A 13,227-nucleotide genomic window follows, 5' to 3' on the forward strand; every position below is an offset into this window, starting at 1 on the left:
TGGTGTTTAATTTTGACGAAATCATTGAGCGTAAAAGCGACCGGTGTCGAAAATGGGATCACGCCTTTGTCCGCTCGCGCTTTGGTGATGTGCCTGAAGGTTTTATCCCGCTGTGGATTGCCGATATGGATTTCACCTCCCCACCTGCCGTGACAGAAGGTTTCCAGCGCATCGTGGAGCATGGCACCTTCGGCTACACTTGGTGCTTTGACGAATTTTACGATGCGGTTATCGCCTTTCAGCGCGAACGACATCAGGTTGACGTCGATAAATCGTGGATCACGCTGACGTACGGTACCGTCTCCACGCTGCATTATACGGTTCAGGCGTTTTGTAAACCTGGCGACACGGTGATGATGAACACACCGGTGTACGATCCGTTTGCCATGGCCGCCCAGCGTCAGGGGGTAGCGATACTGGCAAACCCACTGTGCGTGAAAGAAAATCGCTACCAGCTTGATTTTAATTTGGTGGAAGAACAGCTCAGAACATACCGTCCAAAACTGTGGTTCTTCTGCTCGCCGCATAACCCTTCCGGCAGGATCTGGCACGCCGATGAGATACGCCAGGTTTCAGACTTCTGTCAACGCTACGGCACCCTTCTGGTGGTTGATGAGGTCCACGCCGAACATATTCTGGACGGTCATTTCGTCAGCTGTCTGGCATCCGGCTGCGCGGCGCAGGACAATCTGATCCTGCTGACCTCCCCGAATAAAGCGTTCAACCTTGGCGGGCTGAAAACCTCCTACGCCATCATTCCGGATGCCACCCTGCGCCAGCGCTTTCGCCACCAGCTTGAGAAGAACGCCATCACCTCACCCAATATATTCGGGATATGGGGAATTATTCTTGCCTACCAGCATGGTCTGCCATGGCTCGACGCGTTGAATGGTTATCTGCGCCGTAACGCTGGCTATCTGGCAGAGGCCATCCAGACCCACTTTCCGGCCTGGAAAATGATGAACCCGGAATCATCGTATCTGGCCTGGGTTGACGTCAGCGCAGATGAACGTAGCGCCACTGAATTGACCCGACATTTCGCCCATCAGGCTGGCGTCGTCCTCGAAGATGGCAGCCACTATGTCCAAAACGGCGAACACTACCTGCGCATTAATTTCGGCACCCAGCGCTACTGGCTGGAGCAGTCCATCACCCGAATGCTGAAGCATTACTAATAAGGATCTTACCCTGATGAAAAAAGTGCTCACACTCTCGATGCTTGCCTTGTGTGTTTCTCATGGCGCGGCGGCAGCGCAATACGCACTCGATAACGACTCCATTACCCTCTCGTTTGATGACGCCAGTTCAACGGTGGTAGTGAAAGACAAAACGGCTAACCATCCGCTTACGCCGCAGGAGCTGTTCTTTCTGACCCTGCCGGATGAGACCAAAATTCATACTGCAGACTTTACAATTAAGCATGTAGAAAAGCAGGACAACGCGATTGTCATTGATTTCACCCGTCCGGATTTTAACGTGACGGTGAAGCTGAATCTGGTGAAGGGAAAATACGCCAGTATTGATTACACCATTGCGGCCGTCGGCCAGCCGCGAGAGGTGGCGAAAATCACCTTCTTCCCGACGAAAAAACAGTCTCAGGCGCCGTACGTTGATGGTGCCATCAACAGCTCGCCCATTATTGCTGATTCGTTCTTTATCCTGCCGGATAAGCCCATCGTTAATACGTATGCCTATGAAGCGACGACCAATCTGAACGTGGAGCTGAAAACGCCGGTTCAGCCCGACGCGCCGATCAGCTTTACTACCTACTTTGGCACGTTCCCGGAAACCAGCCAGCTGCGCCGTAGCGTAAACCAGTTTATCGACGCCGTGCGCCCACGGGCGTACAAACCCTATCTGCACTACAACAGCTGGATGGATATCGGCTTCTTTAACCCCTACACCGAACAGGATGTGCTGGGGCGGATGGATGAGTGGAATAAAGAATTTATCACCGGACGCGGCGTGGCGCTGGATGCGTTCCTGCTGGACGATGGCTGGGACGATCGTACCGGACGCTGGCTGTTTGGCCCGGCCTTCAGCCACGGCTTTGGTAAGGTCAGGGAAAAAGCGGACAGTCTGCACAGCTCCGTCGGGCTGTGGCTCTCACCGTGGGGAGGTTATAATAAGCCGCGCGATATTCGCGTCTCCCACGCCAAAGAGTACGGCTTCGAAACGGTAGACGGGAAGCTGGCTCTCTCGGGCCCGCGCTACTTCAAAAACTTCAACGAGCAGATCATCAAGCTGATTAAAAACGAACATATCACCTCGTTTAAGCTCGACGGGATGGGCAACGCCAACTCGCATATTACTGGCAGCCAGTTCGCGTCCGATTTTGATGCGTCTATCGCCCTGCTGCATAACATGCGCAGCGCAAACCCCAATCTGTTTATCAACCTGACAACGGGTACCGACGCCAGCCCGTCCTGGCTGTTCTATGCCGACTCCATCTGGCGTCAGGGGGATGACATCAACCTTTACGGCCCCGGCACGCCGGTACAGCAATGGATGACCTACCGCGATGCTGAAACATACCGCTCTATTGTGCGTAAAGGTCCACTGTTCCCGCTGAACTCGCTGATGTACCACGGGATAGTCAGCGCGGAAAATGCCTATTACGGACTGGAGAAGGTGCAAACGGACAGCGATTTTGCCGATCAGGTCTGGAGCTACTTCGCCACAGGGACGCAACTGCAGGAGTTATATATCACGCCATCAATGCTGAATAAGACGAAATGGGACACCCTGGCGCAGGCAGCAAAATGGGCGCGAAATAACGCCAGCGTGCTGGTGGATACGCATTGGATCGGTGGCGACCCGACGGCGCTTGAGGTTTACGGCTGGGCCTCGTGGAGCAAAGACAAAGCCATTCTGGGCTTGCGAAACCCGTCAGATAAGCCGCAAACCTATTATCTGGATTTGGCAAAAGACTTTGAAATCCCGACAGGGGGCATGGCGCAGTTCAGTCTGAACGCCGTGTACGGCAGTAACACAAGCGTACCAGGAGAGTATCAAAAGGCCGTGGTGATTACGCTGCAGCCGCTGGAAACGCTGGTGTACGAGGTCATTCCCGCGAAGTAAAATTAACTGGCCCGGCGTGATTGCCGGGCCGATATATTACCCCTGCTGCTCCAGCGCATATTTATACAGTGCGTTTTTCTTCACGCCGTGGATCTCTGCCGCCAGCGCAGCCGCTTTCTTGAGCGGCAGTTCAGCCTGCAGCAGCGCAAGTGTACGAAGCGCATCGGCAGGCAATGCGTCCTCCTGCGCCTTATGTCCTTCGACAATCAGCACCATCTCGCCCTTGCGGCGGTTTTCGTCTTCCTTCACCCACGCCAGCAGTTCTCCTACCGGTGCGCCGTGAATGGTTTCCCAGGTTTTGGTCAGCTCGCGTGCCAGCACCACGTAGCGGGCTTCCCCCCAGACGGTCACCATATCTTCCAGGCTTTCCAGCAGGCGATGCGTAGATTCGTAGAAAATCAGGGTGCGCGGTTCAGCTTCCAGCGCTTTTAACACGTCGCGGCGGCCTTTGGATTTGGCAGGCAGGAAACCTTCATAGCAGAAGCGGTCGGAAGGCAGGCCCGCAGCGCTCAGCGCCGCGATAGCCGCACATGGGCCAGGCAGTGGTACCACGCGGATCCCGGCTTCACGGCAGGTACGCACCAGATGGTAGCCGGGGTCGTTAATCAGCGGCGTACCCGCATCGGAGACCAGGGCAATGTTCTGCCCCTCTTTCAGCTTCGCCACCAGCGTTTCGGCTTTTTGTTGCTCATTGTGATCGTGTAACGCGAACAAACGCGCGCTAATGGCGAAGTGCTGGAGCAGTAAGCCTGTGTGTCGGGTATCTTCAGCGGCAATTAAATCAACAGCCTGCAATACGGTAAGCGCACGTTGGGTAATATCAGATAAATTCCCGATAGGAGTAGGTACAATATAGAGCTGGCCTTGAGAATTATCTGCCGTTTCGTGTTGTTTCATTGTTTCGTCCGTATTGCCGATTTAATATTGAGCATTGCGTAAAAAAAATCACTGGATACAGTATGGTACCGTTAACGTTTCTTCGAAAAAAAGCCACGCGCAGCGTGCCGCTCCTGCTGGCAGCCCTGATCTTTGCAGGCTGTGGCACCCAGGCACCCGACCAGAGCACCGCCCATTTGCAGGGTTCTGCTCAGGCTGACTCTGGCTTTTATCTGCAACAAATGTCGCAGAGCTCAAATGATACCAAGACCAACTGGCAATTACTCGCCATTCGTGCACTGCTGAAAGAGGGTAAAACCCAGCAGGCTGCCGAATTGTTCAACCAGTTGCCAAAAGATCTGAATGATGTTCAGCGTCGTGAGCAGAGCCTGCTCTCTGCCGAGCTGAAAGTCGCGCTGAAAGATTACGATGCCGCGAAAAAGATCCTCGGGGATATCGACGTGAGCGCGCTGGACAAAAATCAGCAGGCTCGCTTCTGGCAGGCGGGCATTACCGCTGAACAGGGCCGCCCTTCCCTGACGCTGCTCCGTGCGCTGATCGCCCAGGAGCCTCTGCTCGGCGGTGCTGATAAGCAGAAAAATATCGATGCCACGTGGCAGGCGCTGGCCTCTATGACGCAGGAACAGGCGCGTGCACTGGTGATCAATGCAGATGAAAACGTCCTGCAGGGCTGGCTGGATCTGCAGCAGATGTGGTTTAACAACCGCAACGATCCGAAGATGCTGAAAGCCGGTATCACTGACTGGCAGACCCGCTACCCGCAGAATCCGGGCGCGAAAATGCTGCCGACACAGCTGGTAAACGTGCAGAACTTTAAGCCGGCCTCGACCAGCAAGATTGCACTCCTTCTGCCCTTAAACGGTCAGGCGGCGGTATTCGGTCGCACTATTCAACAGGGTTTTGAAGCCGCGAAAAACGGCACGACGCCAGTGACGGGCAGCGCAGTACCGACCCAGGCGGCACAGGCGGCAAACGTGAACGACGTGGTCAGCCCTTCCGCCGCTGAAACCAGTGACCTGACCACCGCGCAGACGCCGGCACAGGGGACGATGCAGAACCCGGTAACGGCCCCTACGACGCCTGCGACGACAACGCCAGCGCCGGCTGAAACGCAAGCAGCTCCGGCGACTGACGCCGCGTCTGAACAACCTCAACCGCAGAACGTTCAGCCTGCCACGCCGGCGCCGGCTGAGACTCAAGCAGCCCCGGCGGCTGACACCGCGTCTGAACAACCTCAACCGCAGAACGTTCAGCCTGCCCAGCCCGCAGAACAAACGGCACAACCTGTCGCGCAAACACCGTCGGTGGCCACCACCAGCGCGAACCCGGGTGCTGAGCTGAAAATCTACGACACCAGTTCGAAGCCGCTTGACCAGGTACTGGCGCAGGTTCAACAGGATGGTGCGAGCATCGTTGTCGGCCCGCTGCTGAAAAACAATGTCGAAGAGTTGATGAAGAGCAATACCACGCTGAACGTGCTGGCACTCAACCAGCCAGAGCAGGTTCAGAACCGTGCCAATATTTGCTACTTCGCGCTGTCGCCGGAAGATGAAGCCCGCGATGCGGCGCGTCATATTCACGAGCAGGGTAAACAGGCTCCGCTGTTGCTCATCCCACGCAGTACGCTGGGGGATCGCGTTGCTAATGCTTTTGCCGATGAGTGGCAGAAGTTGGGCGGCGGTATTGTGCTGCAGCAGAAATTCGGCTCCGCGTCTGAACTGCGCGCGGGCGTCAATGGCGGAGCGGGCATTGCCCTCAACGGCAGCCCGGTCAGCGCAAGCCTGCCGCAGCAGCAGAGTGTGACCATTGGCGGTCTGTCGATCCCTGCGCCACCCACTGACGCGCAGATCAGCGGTGGCGGTAAAGTGGATGCAGCGTATATCGTTGCCACCCCGCAGGAAATCGCCTTCATCAAACCGATGATTGCAATGCGTAACGGCAGCCAGAGCGGCGCAACGCTGTACGCCAGTTCACGCAGCGCGCAAGGTACCGCCGGCCCGGATTTCCGTCTGGAGATGGACGGCCTGCAGTACAGCGAAATACCCATGCTCGCAGGCAGCAACCCGGCACTGATGCAGCAGGCGCTGAGCACCGTCCGCAATGACTACTCTCTGGCACGTCTGTATGCCATGGGTGTCGATGCCTGGGCGCTGGCGAACCACTTTACCCAGATGCGTCAGGTGCCGGGCTTTGAGCTTAACGGCAATACCGGCGATCTGACGGCCACTCAGGATTGTGTGATTAACAGGAAGTTATCATGGCTCAAATACCAGCAGGGGCAAATCGTCCCGGCCAGTTAAGCCGTAAAGAGACCGGTGACGCGTGGGAATTAAAAGCGCGTCGCTGGCTTGAAGGCAAAGGACTGCACTTTATCGCCGCTAACGTTCGCGGACGTGGCGGCGAAATCGACCTCATCATGAAAGACGGTGAGGTCATCGTGTTTGTAGAAGTTCGCTACCGACAGTCTTCCCGTTTTGGCGGCGCTGCCGCCAGCGTGACGCTCGCCAAACAACATAAATTATTACAGACTGCCCACTTGTGGCTTGCCCGCCATAATGGGAGTTTTGATACTGTGGATTGCCGGTTCGATGTGGTAGCCTTCACCGGCAATGCGATCGAATGGCTGAAAAACGCTTTTGGCGAAGACGCATAATTAAGATTTAAAAGGGATAACGTGCTCGAAAGAATTAAAGTGTGCTTCACTGAAAGCATCCAGACTCAGATTGCAGCGGCGGAAGCCCTTCCGGACGCTATCTCTCGTGCCGCCATGACGCTGGTGCAATCCCTGCTCAACGGCAACAAAATCCTCTGTTGTGGCAATGGCACTTCAGCCGCCAACGCACAGCATTTTGCTGCCAGCATGATCAATCGTTTTGAAACAGAACGACCGAGTTTACCCGCCATTGCACTTAATACCGATAATGTGGTCTTAACAGCGATTGCTAACGATCGTCTGCATGATGAGATTTACGCAAAGCAGGTGCGAGCCCTGGGTCATGCCGGAGATGTTCTGCTGGCAATCTCCACGCGCGGCAACAGCCGGGACATTGTCAAAGCCGTTGAAGCCGCCGTCACCCGCGACATGACTATCGTTGCCTTAACAGGTTATGACGGTGGTGAGCTGGCGGGTTTGCTTGGGCCGCAGGATGTTGAAATCCGCATTCCCTCTCACCGTAGCGCGCGCATTCAGGAGATGCATATGCTCACGGTGAACTGCTTATGCGATTTGATCGATAACACGCTTTTCCCTCACCAGGATGATTAAGGAGTTCTTATGAAGGCTTTATCGACCCTCGCAGTCCTTATGTCTGCATTACTGCTTCAGGGATGTATCGCTGCGGCTGTCGTGGGTACCGCCGCGGTTGGTACTAAAGCGGCAACCGACCCGCGTTCCGTAGGGACACAGGTCGATGACGGTACGCTGGAGCTGCGCGTCAACAGTGCGCTGTCGAAAGACGAACAAATCAAGAAAGAAGCACGTATCAACGTCACGGCCTATCAGGGCAAAGTGTTGCTGACGGGCCAGTCGCCGAATACCGAACTCTCCAGCCGCGCAAAACAGATCGCAATGGGCGTTGAGGGCACCACGGAAGTCTTCAATGAAATCCGTCAGGGGCAGCCAATCAGCCTGGGTACCGCGTCGTCTGATACCTGGATAACCACCAAAGTACGCTCCCAGCTGCTGGGCTCGGACCAGGTGAAATCCTCAAACGTGAAAGTGACAACGGAAAACGGCGAAGTGTTCCTGCTGGGTCTGGTCACCGACCGTGAAGGGAAAGCGGCGGCCGATATCGCCAGCCGGGTGAGCGGCGTGAAACACGTCACCACCGCCTTCACCTACATCAAGTAACCAGAACGTCTGACAGAAAGCCCGGTAAGCGGTAACGCTACCGGGCTTTTTTTATACCAGTGCAATACTTCCTACTATCACCCCGCTCAGCGCCACCAGCCCCGCGGTCAGCCACAGCGCTTTCGCCGGGAATGACTTACGCAACATGACAAGCGACGGCAGGCTGATTGCAGGCAAGGTAATCAGCAGCGCCAGTGCAGGCACGGTGCCCATCCCGGCCAGCATCATGGTCTGAACAATGGGAATTTCAGCGGCCGTTGGGATCACGAACAGGCAACCGGCAACCGCCATTGCAACGACCCACAGCAGCGTGTTGTCGATAGCCCCGTCCGCATGCGGGAACAGCCAGACGCGCGCCGCGCCCAGCACCAGAACCGCCAGGATATAGACCGGGATGGTGCTCCAGAAAAGTTGCCACAGCGCCCTGCCCCAGCGCGCGAAGAAGCCGCCCTGCGGTTCGCTGATATCCACGTCAACTGGCGCAGGCGCTACGGTTTTGTCTTTCACCAGATATTGCACCAGGGTCGCCACGACCAGCACCGTCAGCAGCCCGGCCACCAGACGAATAAAGGCGAAATGCCAGCCCAGCACAAAGCCCATAAACACCAGCGTCGCCGGGTTTAACAACGGGTTCCCCATCCAGAAAGCAAGCGCACCGCCCATTGAGACGCGCTGACGACGCATCCCGGCGGCCACAGGCGCTGCACAGCACGAGCACATCATGCCCGGCAGGGAGAAAATCGTCCCCAGCAGCGTACCCTGAAAGCGGGGCTGACCGAGGGTTTTCACCAGCCAGTGACGCGGGATAAGCACCTGAATCAGCGAGCCCAGCAGAACGCCCAGTACCGCGGCTTTCCAGACGGCAAGGAAATAGACCATGGCGTAATCCAACGCCGCCTGAAGCGGGCTGGAATCAGCTTGAGCGAGAATAGATTTTCCGATACTGTGCGTTTCGGCGGCCGTGAAGGCTTTACCGTAGTACGGCTGCCATTTCACATACCAGAGGCCGATGATGACCACGAGAAAGAAGAGCGCGGGCTTCCACCATTGAACAGGTGAAGCCGCCTGAGATGAAGACTGACCAGTCATAGCATTCCCCGGAGAGTATTAGATTGTTAGCCGGGGGAGTTTACGCCTCGCCCTGTGCGATTTCACGCAGTTTTGCCGACGGGATGATATTCACGCCCTCCTGCGATGGCGAGAGCCCTTCTTTTAGCATTGCACGCGCCACGTCCGCTGCCTCAATGGATTTCCAGTTACCCGGCAGGATGCGGAACAGAGGCGCGAAAAACGATTCGTTAAAACGGCGTTCATCCCGGTGCCCGAGCAGCATGGAGGGGCGAACAATGGTCAGTTGCTCCCACTTCTGGGCAATCAGCGCCTCTTCCATTTTGCCCTTCACCTTGTTGTAGAAAAAAGGTGACCCGGCATTGGCACCGAGCGAACTGATCACCACAAAATGTGTTGCCCCCAGCTTTTTAGCCGTCAGCGCCGTATCGACCACCAGCGTGTAGTCCGCATGCACAAAGGCCTCTTTACTGCCCGCTTCACGCAGCGTTGTACCGAGGCAGCAAAAGGCGATATCCACAGGATCCTGTACCTGCGCCAGTGCGTCGGTAAGCTGCGGGTCGTGGGGGTTAAAGACGCCGGAGATATCCGCGAGAGGCCGACGCGTCGGGGCGGCAATATAGTTAACCCGGTGCTCCTGAAGCAGCAGCCGCAGCAGATGTCCGCCCACCAGCCCGGTCGCGCCGGTAATCAGTACCTGACTCATCTCATCTCCCCTTTACAGAATTGTCCGTTTGCGAACTCAGCGTCGTCGACCACACTTAGAAGTCTGTTACAGGTAAGTATTTACCACAAGCGGAGAAAAATCTGTCTGAAGCCAAAACAACGGAGGAAGCATGGGCAAGAAAATCGCAGTCTTGATCACCGACGAGTTTGAAGATTCAGAATTCACCTCGCCAGCCGAGGCATTTCGCAAGGCAGGACATGAGGTCATCACCATTGAGAAAGAGGCGGGTAAAACGGTGAAAGGCCATAAGGGCGAAGCCAGCGTGACCATCGATGAAACCATCGATAACGTCAGCCCGTCAGATTTCGATGCCCTGCTGTTACCCGGTGGTCATTCACCGGATTCCCTGCGCGGGGATGAACGGTTCGTGACCTTCACGCGAGACTTTGTCTCGACGGGCAAACCGGTCTTTGCCATCTGCCACGGTCCGCAGCTGCTCATCAGCGCAGATGTCGTGCGCGGGCGTAAACTCACGGCCGTAAAGCCGATCGTTATCGATTTGAAAAATGCGGGGGCTGAGTTTTACGATCAGGAGGTTGTGAACGACAAAGACCAGCTGATCACCAGCAGGACCCCGGACGATCTGCCCGCGTTTAACCGTGAAGCGCTACGCCTGCTCGGCGCGTAGCCAGTGAAGCTTTGTGCCAAAGCCCAGGGTGTTGTCGGTAAATTTCAGCTCATCAAGGCGGATTTCCCACACCGGAGCTTTTAGCGCAATGGCAACCGGAAAGCGGCGCGTGTAGCGTTTTCGCTGCGCGTCGCTCTCTTCTCCGTCCAGGCGGCGGATCTCCCCTTTAAACTGTAGGCCACGAATCAGCGCGACCGTTTTAGGCTGGCCGTTCACCGTGCCCGCCACCTTCGCCTGCGGACCCGACATTTGCGCATGACGGGTTTTATCCTCGCTCAGGACATAAAAGGCGACACGCTCGGGATCGTAGTAATAAAACGCGTTTGCACACCACATTTCACCTTCGTCATACACGCACCAGGTGACGACATGCTGTTTTGCCAGCCAGCGGTTAATGGTGGTCAGAGTTTCCATTTTCGCTCTCTCTCATGCTAAGGTGCGTTCACCTTAACATACTGAATCTGTTTACCGTGTGCTGGTTTCTCTATCTTGTTCGTACCGCCGATAACGCCCTGTACACCGGGATCACTACCGATGTGGCGCGGCGTTTTCTGCAACATCAAACGGGGAAAGGTGCCAAAGCGCTGCGGGGGAAAGGGGAATTACAGCTCGCCTTTTCAGCGCCCGTTGGCGACAGATCGCTGGCGCTCAGAATGGAATACCGCATTAAGCAGTTGACGAAGCGTCAGAAAGAGCGCCTCGTCACCGGAGACGGCTCCTTTGAGGCGCTTCGCGAGAGCCTGATTAAAAGCGATTGAAATGGTCGTGGTACTCAACCAGACCGTTCACGCCGTTAAGCGCGTCATCCGCCAGACGGTGCACCTGGAAGGCGGATTCCGTTCCCGGCCAGCGGCAGCGGAGATCGTAATGCGCTGCCGGTTCGAAGCCTAAACGGCCATAGAACGTAGCATCTCCCAGCGTCACCACGGCGGCATAGCCAAATTCGTTGAGCGAGTCCAGCCCTTCGTAAACCAGCTGGCGCGCCAGCCCCTGGCCGCGGTAGTGCTCATCAACCGCCAGCGGTGCCATTCCTACCCACTGTAGCTCTTCGCCCTGAACGGTAACCGGGCTGAAGGCAACGTAGCCCACCACCTGACCTTCGTCATCGGTGGCAACCAGCCCCAGCGTAATCAGGCCGTCTTCGCGGAGATCGTGGACCAGTTGCGCTTCGTCATCCCGCGCAAAAGAGCGGCGTAACAACGCATCGATTCCCGGTGCATCAATCCCAATTTCGACTCGAATCAGCATGGCTCACCTACTGAAGTGTGTTTACTTTCCGGCGGGGTTTTCAGCCCCGCCTCAACGAAATCTGCCATTTGCATCAACATCACACGCAGCGCTTTCGGCATCTGCTCCAGTTCAATGGCATCCATTAAATTCTTTACGTACAGACCAAGTTCCGTATCGCCTTCGATAACCAGGCGGCGCTGGAAGAAGAGTGTGTCCGGATCCTGCTTACGCGCGGCGATCATCAGCAGATCGCTGGCGCTGGCGCTAAAGCTCACATCCGCGTCGGCGGACTCACGGACGATCAGTTGGTCATTCTCAACAGAGGTAAACCAGCGCAGCCCGATATCGTGGACGTCAATGCTTAACCAGCGCCCTTCCAGGAACGCCAGCTCACCGTCCTGCAGTGCCTGGCGGAATTGCCAGCTCAGCACCTGCTCCAGCACCTGGCGTTTAAGCGCGAACGGGGCCAGTTTTACCGGCACGCTCAGCATTGATGGACCAAATTGTACGAGACGTGAACGCAGTTTATCCAGCACGAGCTTTACTCCCTGATAGCTATAGTCCTGCTATTTTGCCATATCCGAAGCACAATATAGCGGCGTAAATCAACAAACTGTCGTCAGGTGTACCTCATTATTGGTGCCATCAATACGCCATTAGCTGCCTTAAATCAAAAATTGTCGCGTATGGGTTAATTAAAATCCCAGCTCGTTAACAAATTTGCGATCGACTACTTCAGGATAAATTATGGAGCTGCTCTGCCCAGCCGGAAATCTTCCGGCGCTTAAGGCGGCCATCGAAAATGGGGCCGATGCGGTCTATATCGGGCTGAAAGATGATACCAACGCCCGCCATTTTGCTGGCCTCAACTTTACGGAGAAAAAGCTTCAGGAAGCCGTTACCTTCGTCCACCAGCACCGCCGCAAACTGCATATCGCCATCAATACCTTCGCCCATCCTGATGGCTACGCCCGCTGGCAACGCGCGGTGGATATGGCAGCACAGCTGGGCGCCGATGCGCTGATCCTCGCCGACCTCGCTATGCTTGAGTATGCGGCAGAACGCTATCCCCATATTGAGCGTCACGTCTCCGTTCAGGCATCTGCCACTAACGAAGAGGCGGTGCGTTTTTATCATCGTCACTTTGATGTTGCCCGCGTGGTGCTGCCACGCGTGCTCTCTATTCATCAGGTTAAGCAACTCGCGCGCGTCACGCCAGTACCACTGGAAGTTTTTGCCTTTGGCAGCCTGTGTATCATGGCCGAAGGCCGTTGCTATCTCTCCTCCTATTTAACCGGCGAGTCCCCCAATACCGTTGGGGCCTGCTCACCCGCCCGCTTTGTTCGCTGGCAACAGACGCCGCAGGGGCTGGAATCGCGCCTGAACGACGTGCTGATTGACCGCTATCAGGACGGCGAAAATGCCGGTTACCCGACGCTGTGCAAAGGCCGCTATCTGGTAGACGGCGAGCGTTACCACGCGCTGGAAGAGCCAACCAGCCTTAATACGCTGGAACTGCTGCCAGAACTGCTGGCCGCCAATATCGCCTCGGTGAAAATTGAGGGCCGCCAGCGCAGCCCGGCGTACGTAAGCCAGGTGGCGAAAGTCTGGCGCCAGGCTATCGATCGCTGCATGGCAGACCCGCAGAACTACGCACCGCAACCGGCGTGGATGGAGACACTCGGTGCGATGTCCGAGGGTACACAAACCACGCTTGGCGCGTATCACCGTAAATGGCAGTGAGAT

Annotated in this window: 15 protein-coding genes; 9 read left to right on the forward strand and 6 right to left on the reverse strand. The window is 56.2% G+C overall.

Annotated features, from left to right (window positions below):
* Window positions 1–2 precede the first annotated feature (2 nt).
* Both F8561_RS08615 and F8561_RS08620 read left to right on the forward strand, forming a co-directional pair.
* On the forward strand, window positions 3–1,175 hold the full coding sequence (locus tag F8561_RS08615) for a MalY/PatB family protein (protein WP_151887342.1): 1,173 nt from the start codon (window positions 3–5) through the stop codon (window positions 1,173–1,175).
* 16 nt (window positions 1,176–1,191) lie between these two features.
* Window positions 1,192–3,081: an enterotoxin gene (locus F8561_RS08620; RefSeq protein ID WP_151887343.1), complete on the forward strand. Its 1,890-nt coding sequence runs from the start codon at window positions 1,192–1,194 to the stop codon at window positions 3,079–3,081.
* Between the two features lie 36 nt (window positions 3,082–3,117).
* Here F8561_RS08620 and rsmI read toward each other — a convergent pair whose 3' ends face one another.
* Complete coding sequence (gene rsmI, locus F8561_RS08625) at window positions 3,118–3,978, reverse strand: 16S rRNA (cytidine(1402)-2'-O)-methyltransferase (RefSeq protein WP_014171761.1); 861 nt, start codon at window positions 3,976–3,978, stop codon at window positions 3,118–3,120.
* Between the two features lie 62 nt (window positions 3,979–4,040).
* Here rsmI and F8561_RS08630 point away from each other — a divergent pair, with 62 nt between their 5' ends.
* Genes F8561_RS08630 through dolP form a run of 4 tightly spaced genes read left to right on the forward strand, consistent with a single transcriptional unit; the run spans window position 4,041 to window position 7,828 of the window.
* Window positions 4,041–6,278: a penicillin-binding protein activator gene (locus tag F8561_RS08630; RefSeq protein WP_151887344.1), complete on the forward strand. Its 2,238-nt coding sequence runs from the start codon at window positions 4,041–4,043 to the stop codon at window positions 6,276–6,278.
* Window positions 6,236–6,631, forward strand: a complete 396-nt coding sequence (locus tag F8561_RS08635; RefSeq protein ID WP_040018755.1) for a YraN family protein — start codon at window positions 6,236–6,238, stop codon at window positions 6,629–6,631. Before F8561_RS08630 ends, F8561_RS08635 begins: the two co-directional genes overlap by 43 nt.
* A gap of 21 nt (window positions 6,632–6,652) precedes the next feature.
* Window positions 6,653–7,243 (forward strand): DnaA initiator-associating protein DiaA, encoded by a 591-nt coding sequence (gene diaA, locus F8561_RS08640; protein ID WP_003861754.1) that lies wholly within the window; start codon window positions 6,653–6,655, stop codon window positions 7,241–7,243.
* A 9-nt stretch (window positions 7,244–7,252) separates the two neighbouring features.
* Window positions 7,253–7,828 (forward strand): division/outer membrane stress-associated lipid-binding lipoprotein, encoded by a 576-nt coding sequence (gene dolP, locus F8561_RS08645; protein WP_014171764.1) that lies wholly within the window; start codon window positions 7,253–7,255, stop codon window positions 7,826–7,828.
* Between the two features lie 51 nt (window positions 7,829–7,879).
* Here the strand turns inward: dolP and F8561_RS08650 are convergent, their stop codons facing one another.
* Together F8561_RS08650 and F8561_RS08655 are read right to left on the reverse strand one after the other, a co-directional pair.
* Complete coding sequence (locus F8561_RS08650) at window positions 7,880–8,917, reverse strand: permease (RefSeq protein WP_151887345.1); 1,038 nt, start codon at window positions 8,915–8,917, stop codon at window positions 7,880–7,882.
* A gap of 40 nt (window positions 8,918–8,957) precedes the next feature.
* Window positions 8,958–9,602 (reverse strand): NAD(P)H-binding protein, encoded by a 645-nt coding sequence (locus tag F8561_RS08655; protein WP_020883547.1) that lies wholly within the window; start codon window positions 9,600–9,602, stop codon window positions 8,958–8,960.
* 130 nt (window positions 9,603–9,732) lie between these two features.
* Between F8561_RS08655 and F8561_RS08660 the strand changes: the two genes are divergently transcribed.
* Window positions 9,733–10,251 (forward strand): type 1 glutamine amidotransferase domain-containing protein, encoded by a 519-nt coding sequence (locus tag F8561_RS08660; protein ID WP_014171767.1) that lies wholly within the window; start codon window positions 9,733–9,735, stop codon window positions 10,249–10,251.
* On the opposite strand, the gene F8561_RS08665 is transcribed toward F8561_RS08660, so the two are convergent.
* Window positions 10,231–10,665 carry a YhbP family protein gene (locus F8561_RS08665; RefSeq protein ID WP_020883546.1) on the reverse strand — a complete coding sequence of 145 codons (435 nt, stop codon included), beginning with the start codon at window positions 10,663–10,665 and terminating at the stop codon, window positions 10,231–10,233. The two genes, F8561_RS08660 and F8561_RS08665, sit on opposite strands and share 21 nt — an antisense overlap.
* Before the next feature lie 14 nt (window positions 10,666–10,679).
* On the opposite strand from F8561_RS08665, the gene F8561_RS08670 reads away from it, so the two are divergent.
* Window positions 10,680–11,009 (forward strand): GIY-YIG nuclease family protein, encoded by a 330-nt coding sequence (locus tag F8561_RS08670; RefSeq protein WP_014171769.1) that lies wholly within the window; start codon window positions 10,680–10,682, stop codon window positions 11,007–11,009.
* Here the strand turns inward: F8561_RS08670 and F8561_RS08675 are convergent.
* Both F8561_RS08675 and ubiT read right to left on the reverse strand, forming a co-directional pair.
* Entirely contained in the window at window positions 10,996–11,499 is a 504-nt protein-coding gene (locus F8561_RS08675) for a GNAT family N-acetyltransferase (RefSeq protein WP_020883545.1), read from the reverse strand. The genes F8561_RS08670 and F8561_RS08675 overlap by 14 nt on opposite strands.
* Window positions 11,493–12,017: a ubiquinone anaerobic biosynthesis accessory factor UbiT gene (gene ubiT, locus F8561_RS08680; protein ID WP_020883544.1), complete on the reverse strand. Its 525-nt coding sequence runs from the start codon at window positions 12,015–12,017 to the stop codon at window positions 11,493–11,495. Before ubiT ends, F8561_RS08675 begins: the two co-directional genes overlap by 7 nt.
* A 211-nt stretch (window positions 12,018–12,228) precedes the next feature.
* On the opposite strand from ubiT, the gene ubiU reads away from it, so the two are divergent.
* The gene (ubiU, locus tag F8561_RS08685) at window positions 12,229–13,224 is read left to right on the forward strand and encodes a ubiquinone anaerobic biosynthesis protein UbiU (protein WP_020883543.1); all 996 of its coding nucleotides are present in this window, start codon (window positions 12,229–12,231) and stop codon (window positions 13,222–13,224) included.
* Window positions 13,225–13,227: the final 3 nt, after the last annotated feature.

The organism is Enterobacter sp. 198, from assembly GCF_009025585.1.
Lineage (GTDB): Bacteria > Pseudomonadota > Gammaproteobacteria > Enterobacterales > Enterobacteriaceae > Enterobacter > Enterobacter ludwigii.

What these genes read in the sequence shown, in the direction of transcription:
- rsmI (WP_014171761.1), bottom strand. Translation starts at nt 3,978, where the DNA reads ATGAAACAACACGAAACGGCAGATAATTCTCAAGGCCAGCTCTATATT.
- F8561_RS08665 (WP_020883546.1), bottom strand. Translation starts at nt 10,665, where the DNA reads ATGGAAACTCTGACCACCATTAACCGCTGGCTGGCAAAACAGCATGTC.
- dolP (WP_014171764.1), top strand. Translation starts at nt 7,253, where the DNA reads ATGAAGGCTTTATCGACCCTCGCAGTCCTTATGTCTGCATTACTGCTT.
- F8561_RS08655 (WP_020883547.1), bottom strand. Translation starts at nt 9,602, where the DNA reads ATGAGTCAGGTACTGATTACCGGCGCGACCGGGCTGGTGGGCGGACAT.
- F8561_RS08630 (WP_151887344.1), top strand. Translation starts at nt 4,041, where the DNA reads ATGGTACCGTTAACGTTTCTTCGAAAAAAAGCCACGCGCAGCGTGCCG.
- F8561_RS08635 (WP_040018755.1), top strand. Translation starts at nt 6,236, where the DNA reads ATGGCTCAAATACCAGCAGGGGCAAATCGTCCCGGCCAGTTAAGCCGT.
- ubiU (WP_020883543.1), top strand. Translation starts at nt 12,229, where the DNA reads ATGGAGCTGCTCTGCCCAGCCGGAAATCTTCCGGCGCTTAAGGCGGCC.
- F8561_RS08650 (WP_151887345.1), bottom strand. Translation starts at nt 8,917, where the DNA reads ATGACTGGTCAGTCTTCATCTCAGGCGGCTTCACCTGTTCAATGGTGG.
- F8561_RS08660 (WP_014171767.1), top strand. Translation starts at nt 9,733, where the DNA reads ATGGGCAAGAAAATCGCAGTCTTGATCACCGACGAGTTTGAAGATTCA.
- F8561_RS08670 (WP_014171769.1), top strand. Translation starts at nt 10,680, where the DNA reads ATGCTAAGGTGCGTTCACCTTAACATACTGAATCTGTTTACCGTGTGC.
- F8561_RS08675 (WP_020883545.1), bottom strand. Translation starts at nt 11,499, where the DNA reads ATGCTGATTCGAGTCGAAATTGGGATTGATGCACCGGGAATCGATGCG.
- F8561_RS08620 (WP_151887343.1), top strand. Translation starts at nt 1,192, where the DNA reads ATGAAAAAAGTGCTCACACTCTCGATGCTTGCCTTGTGTGTTTCTCAT.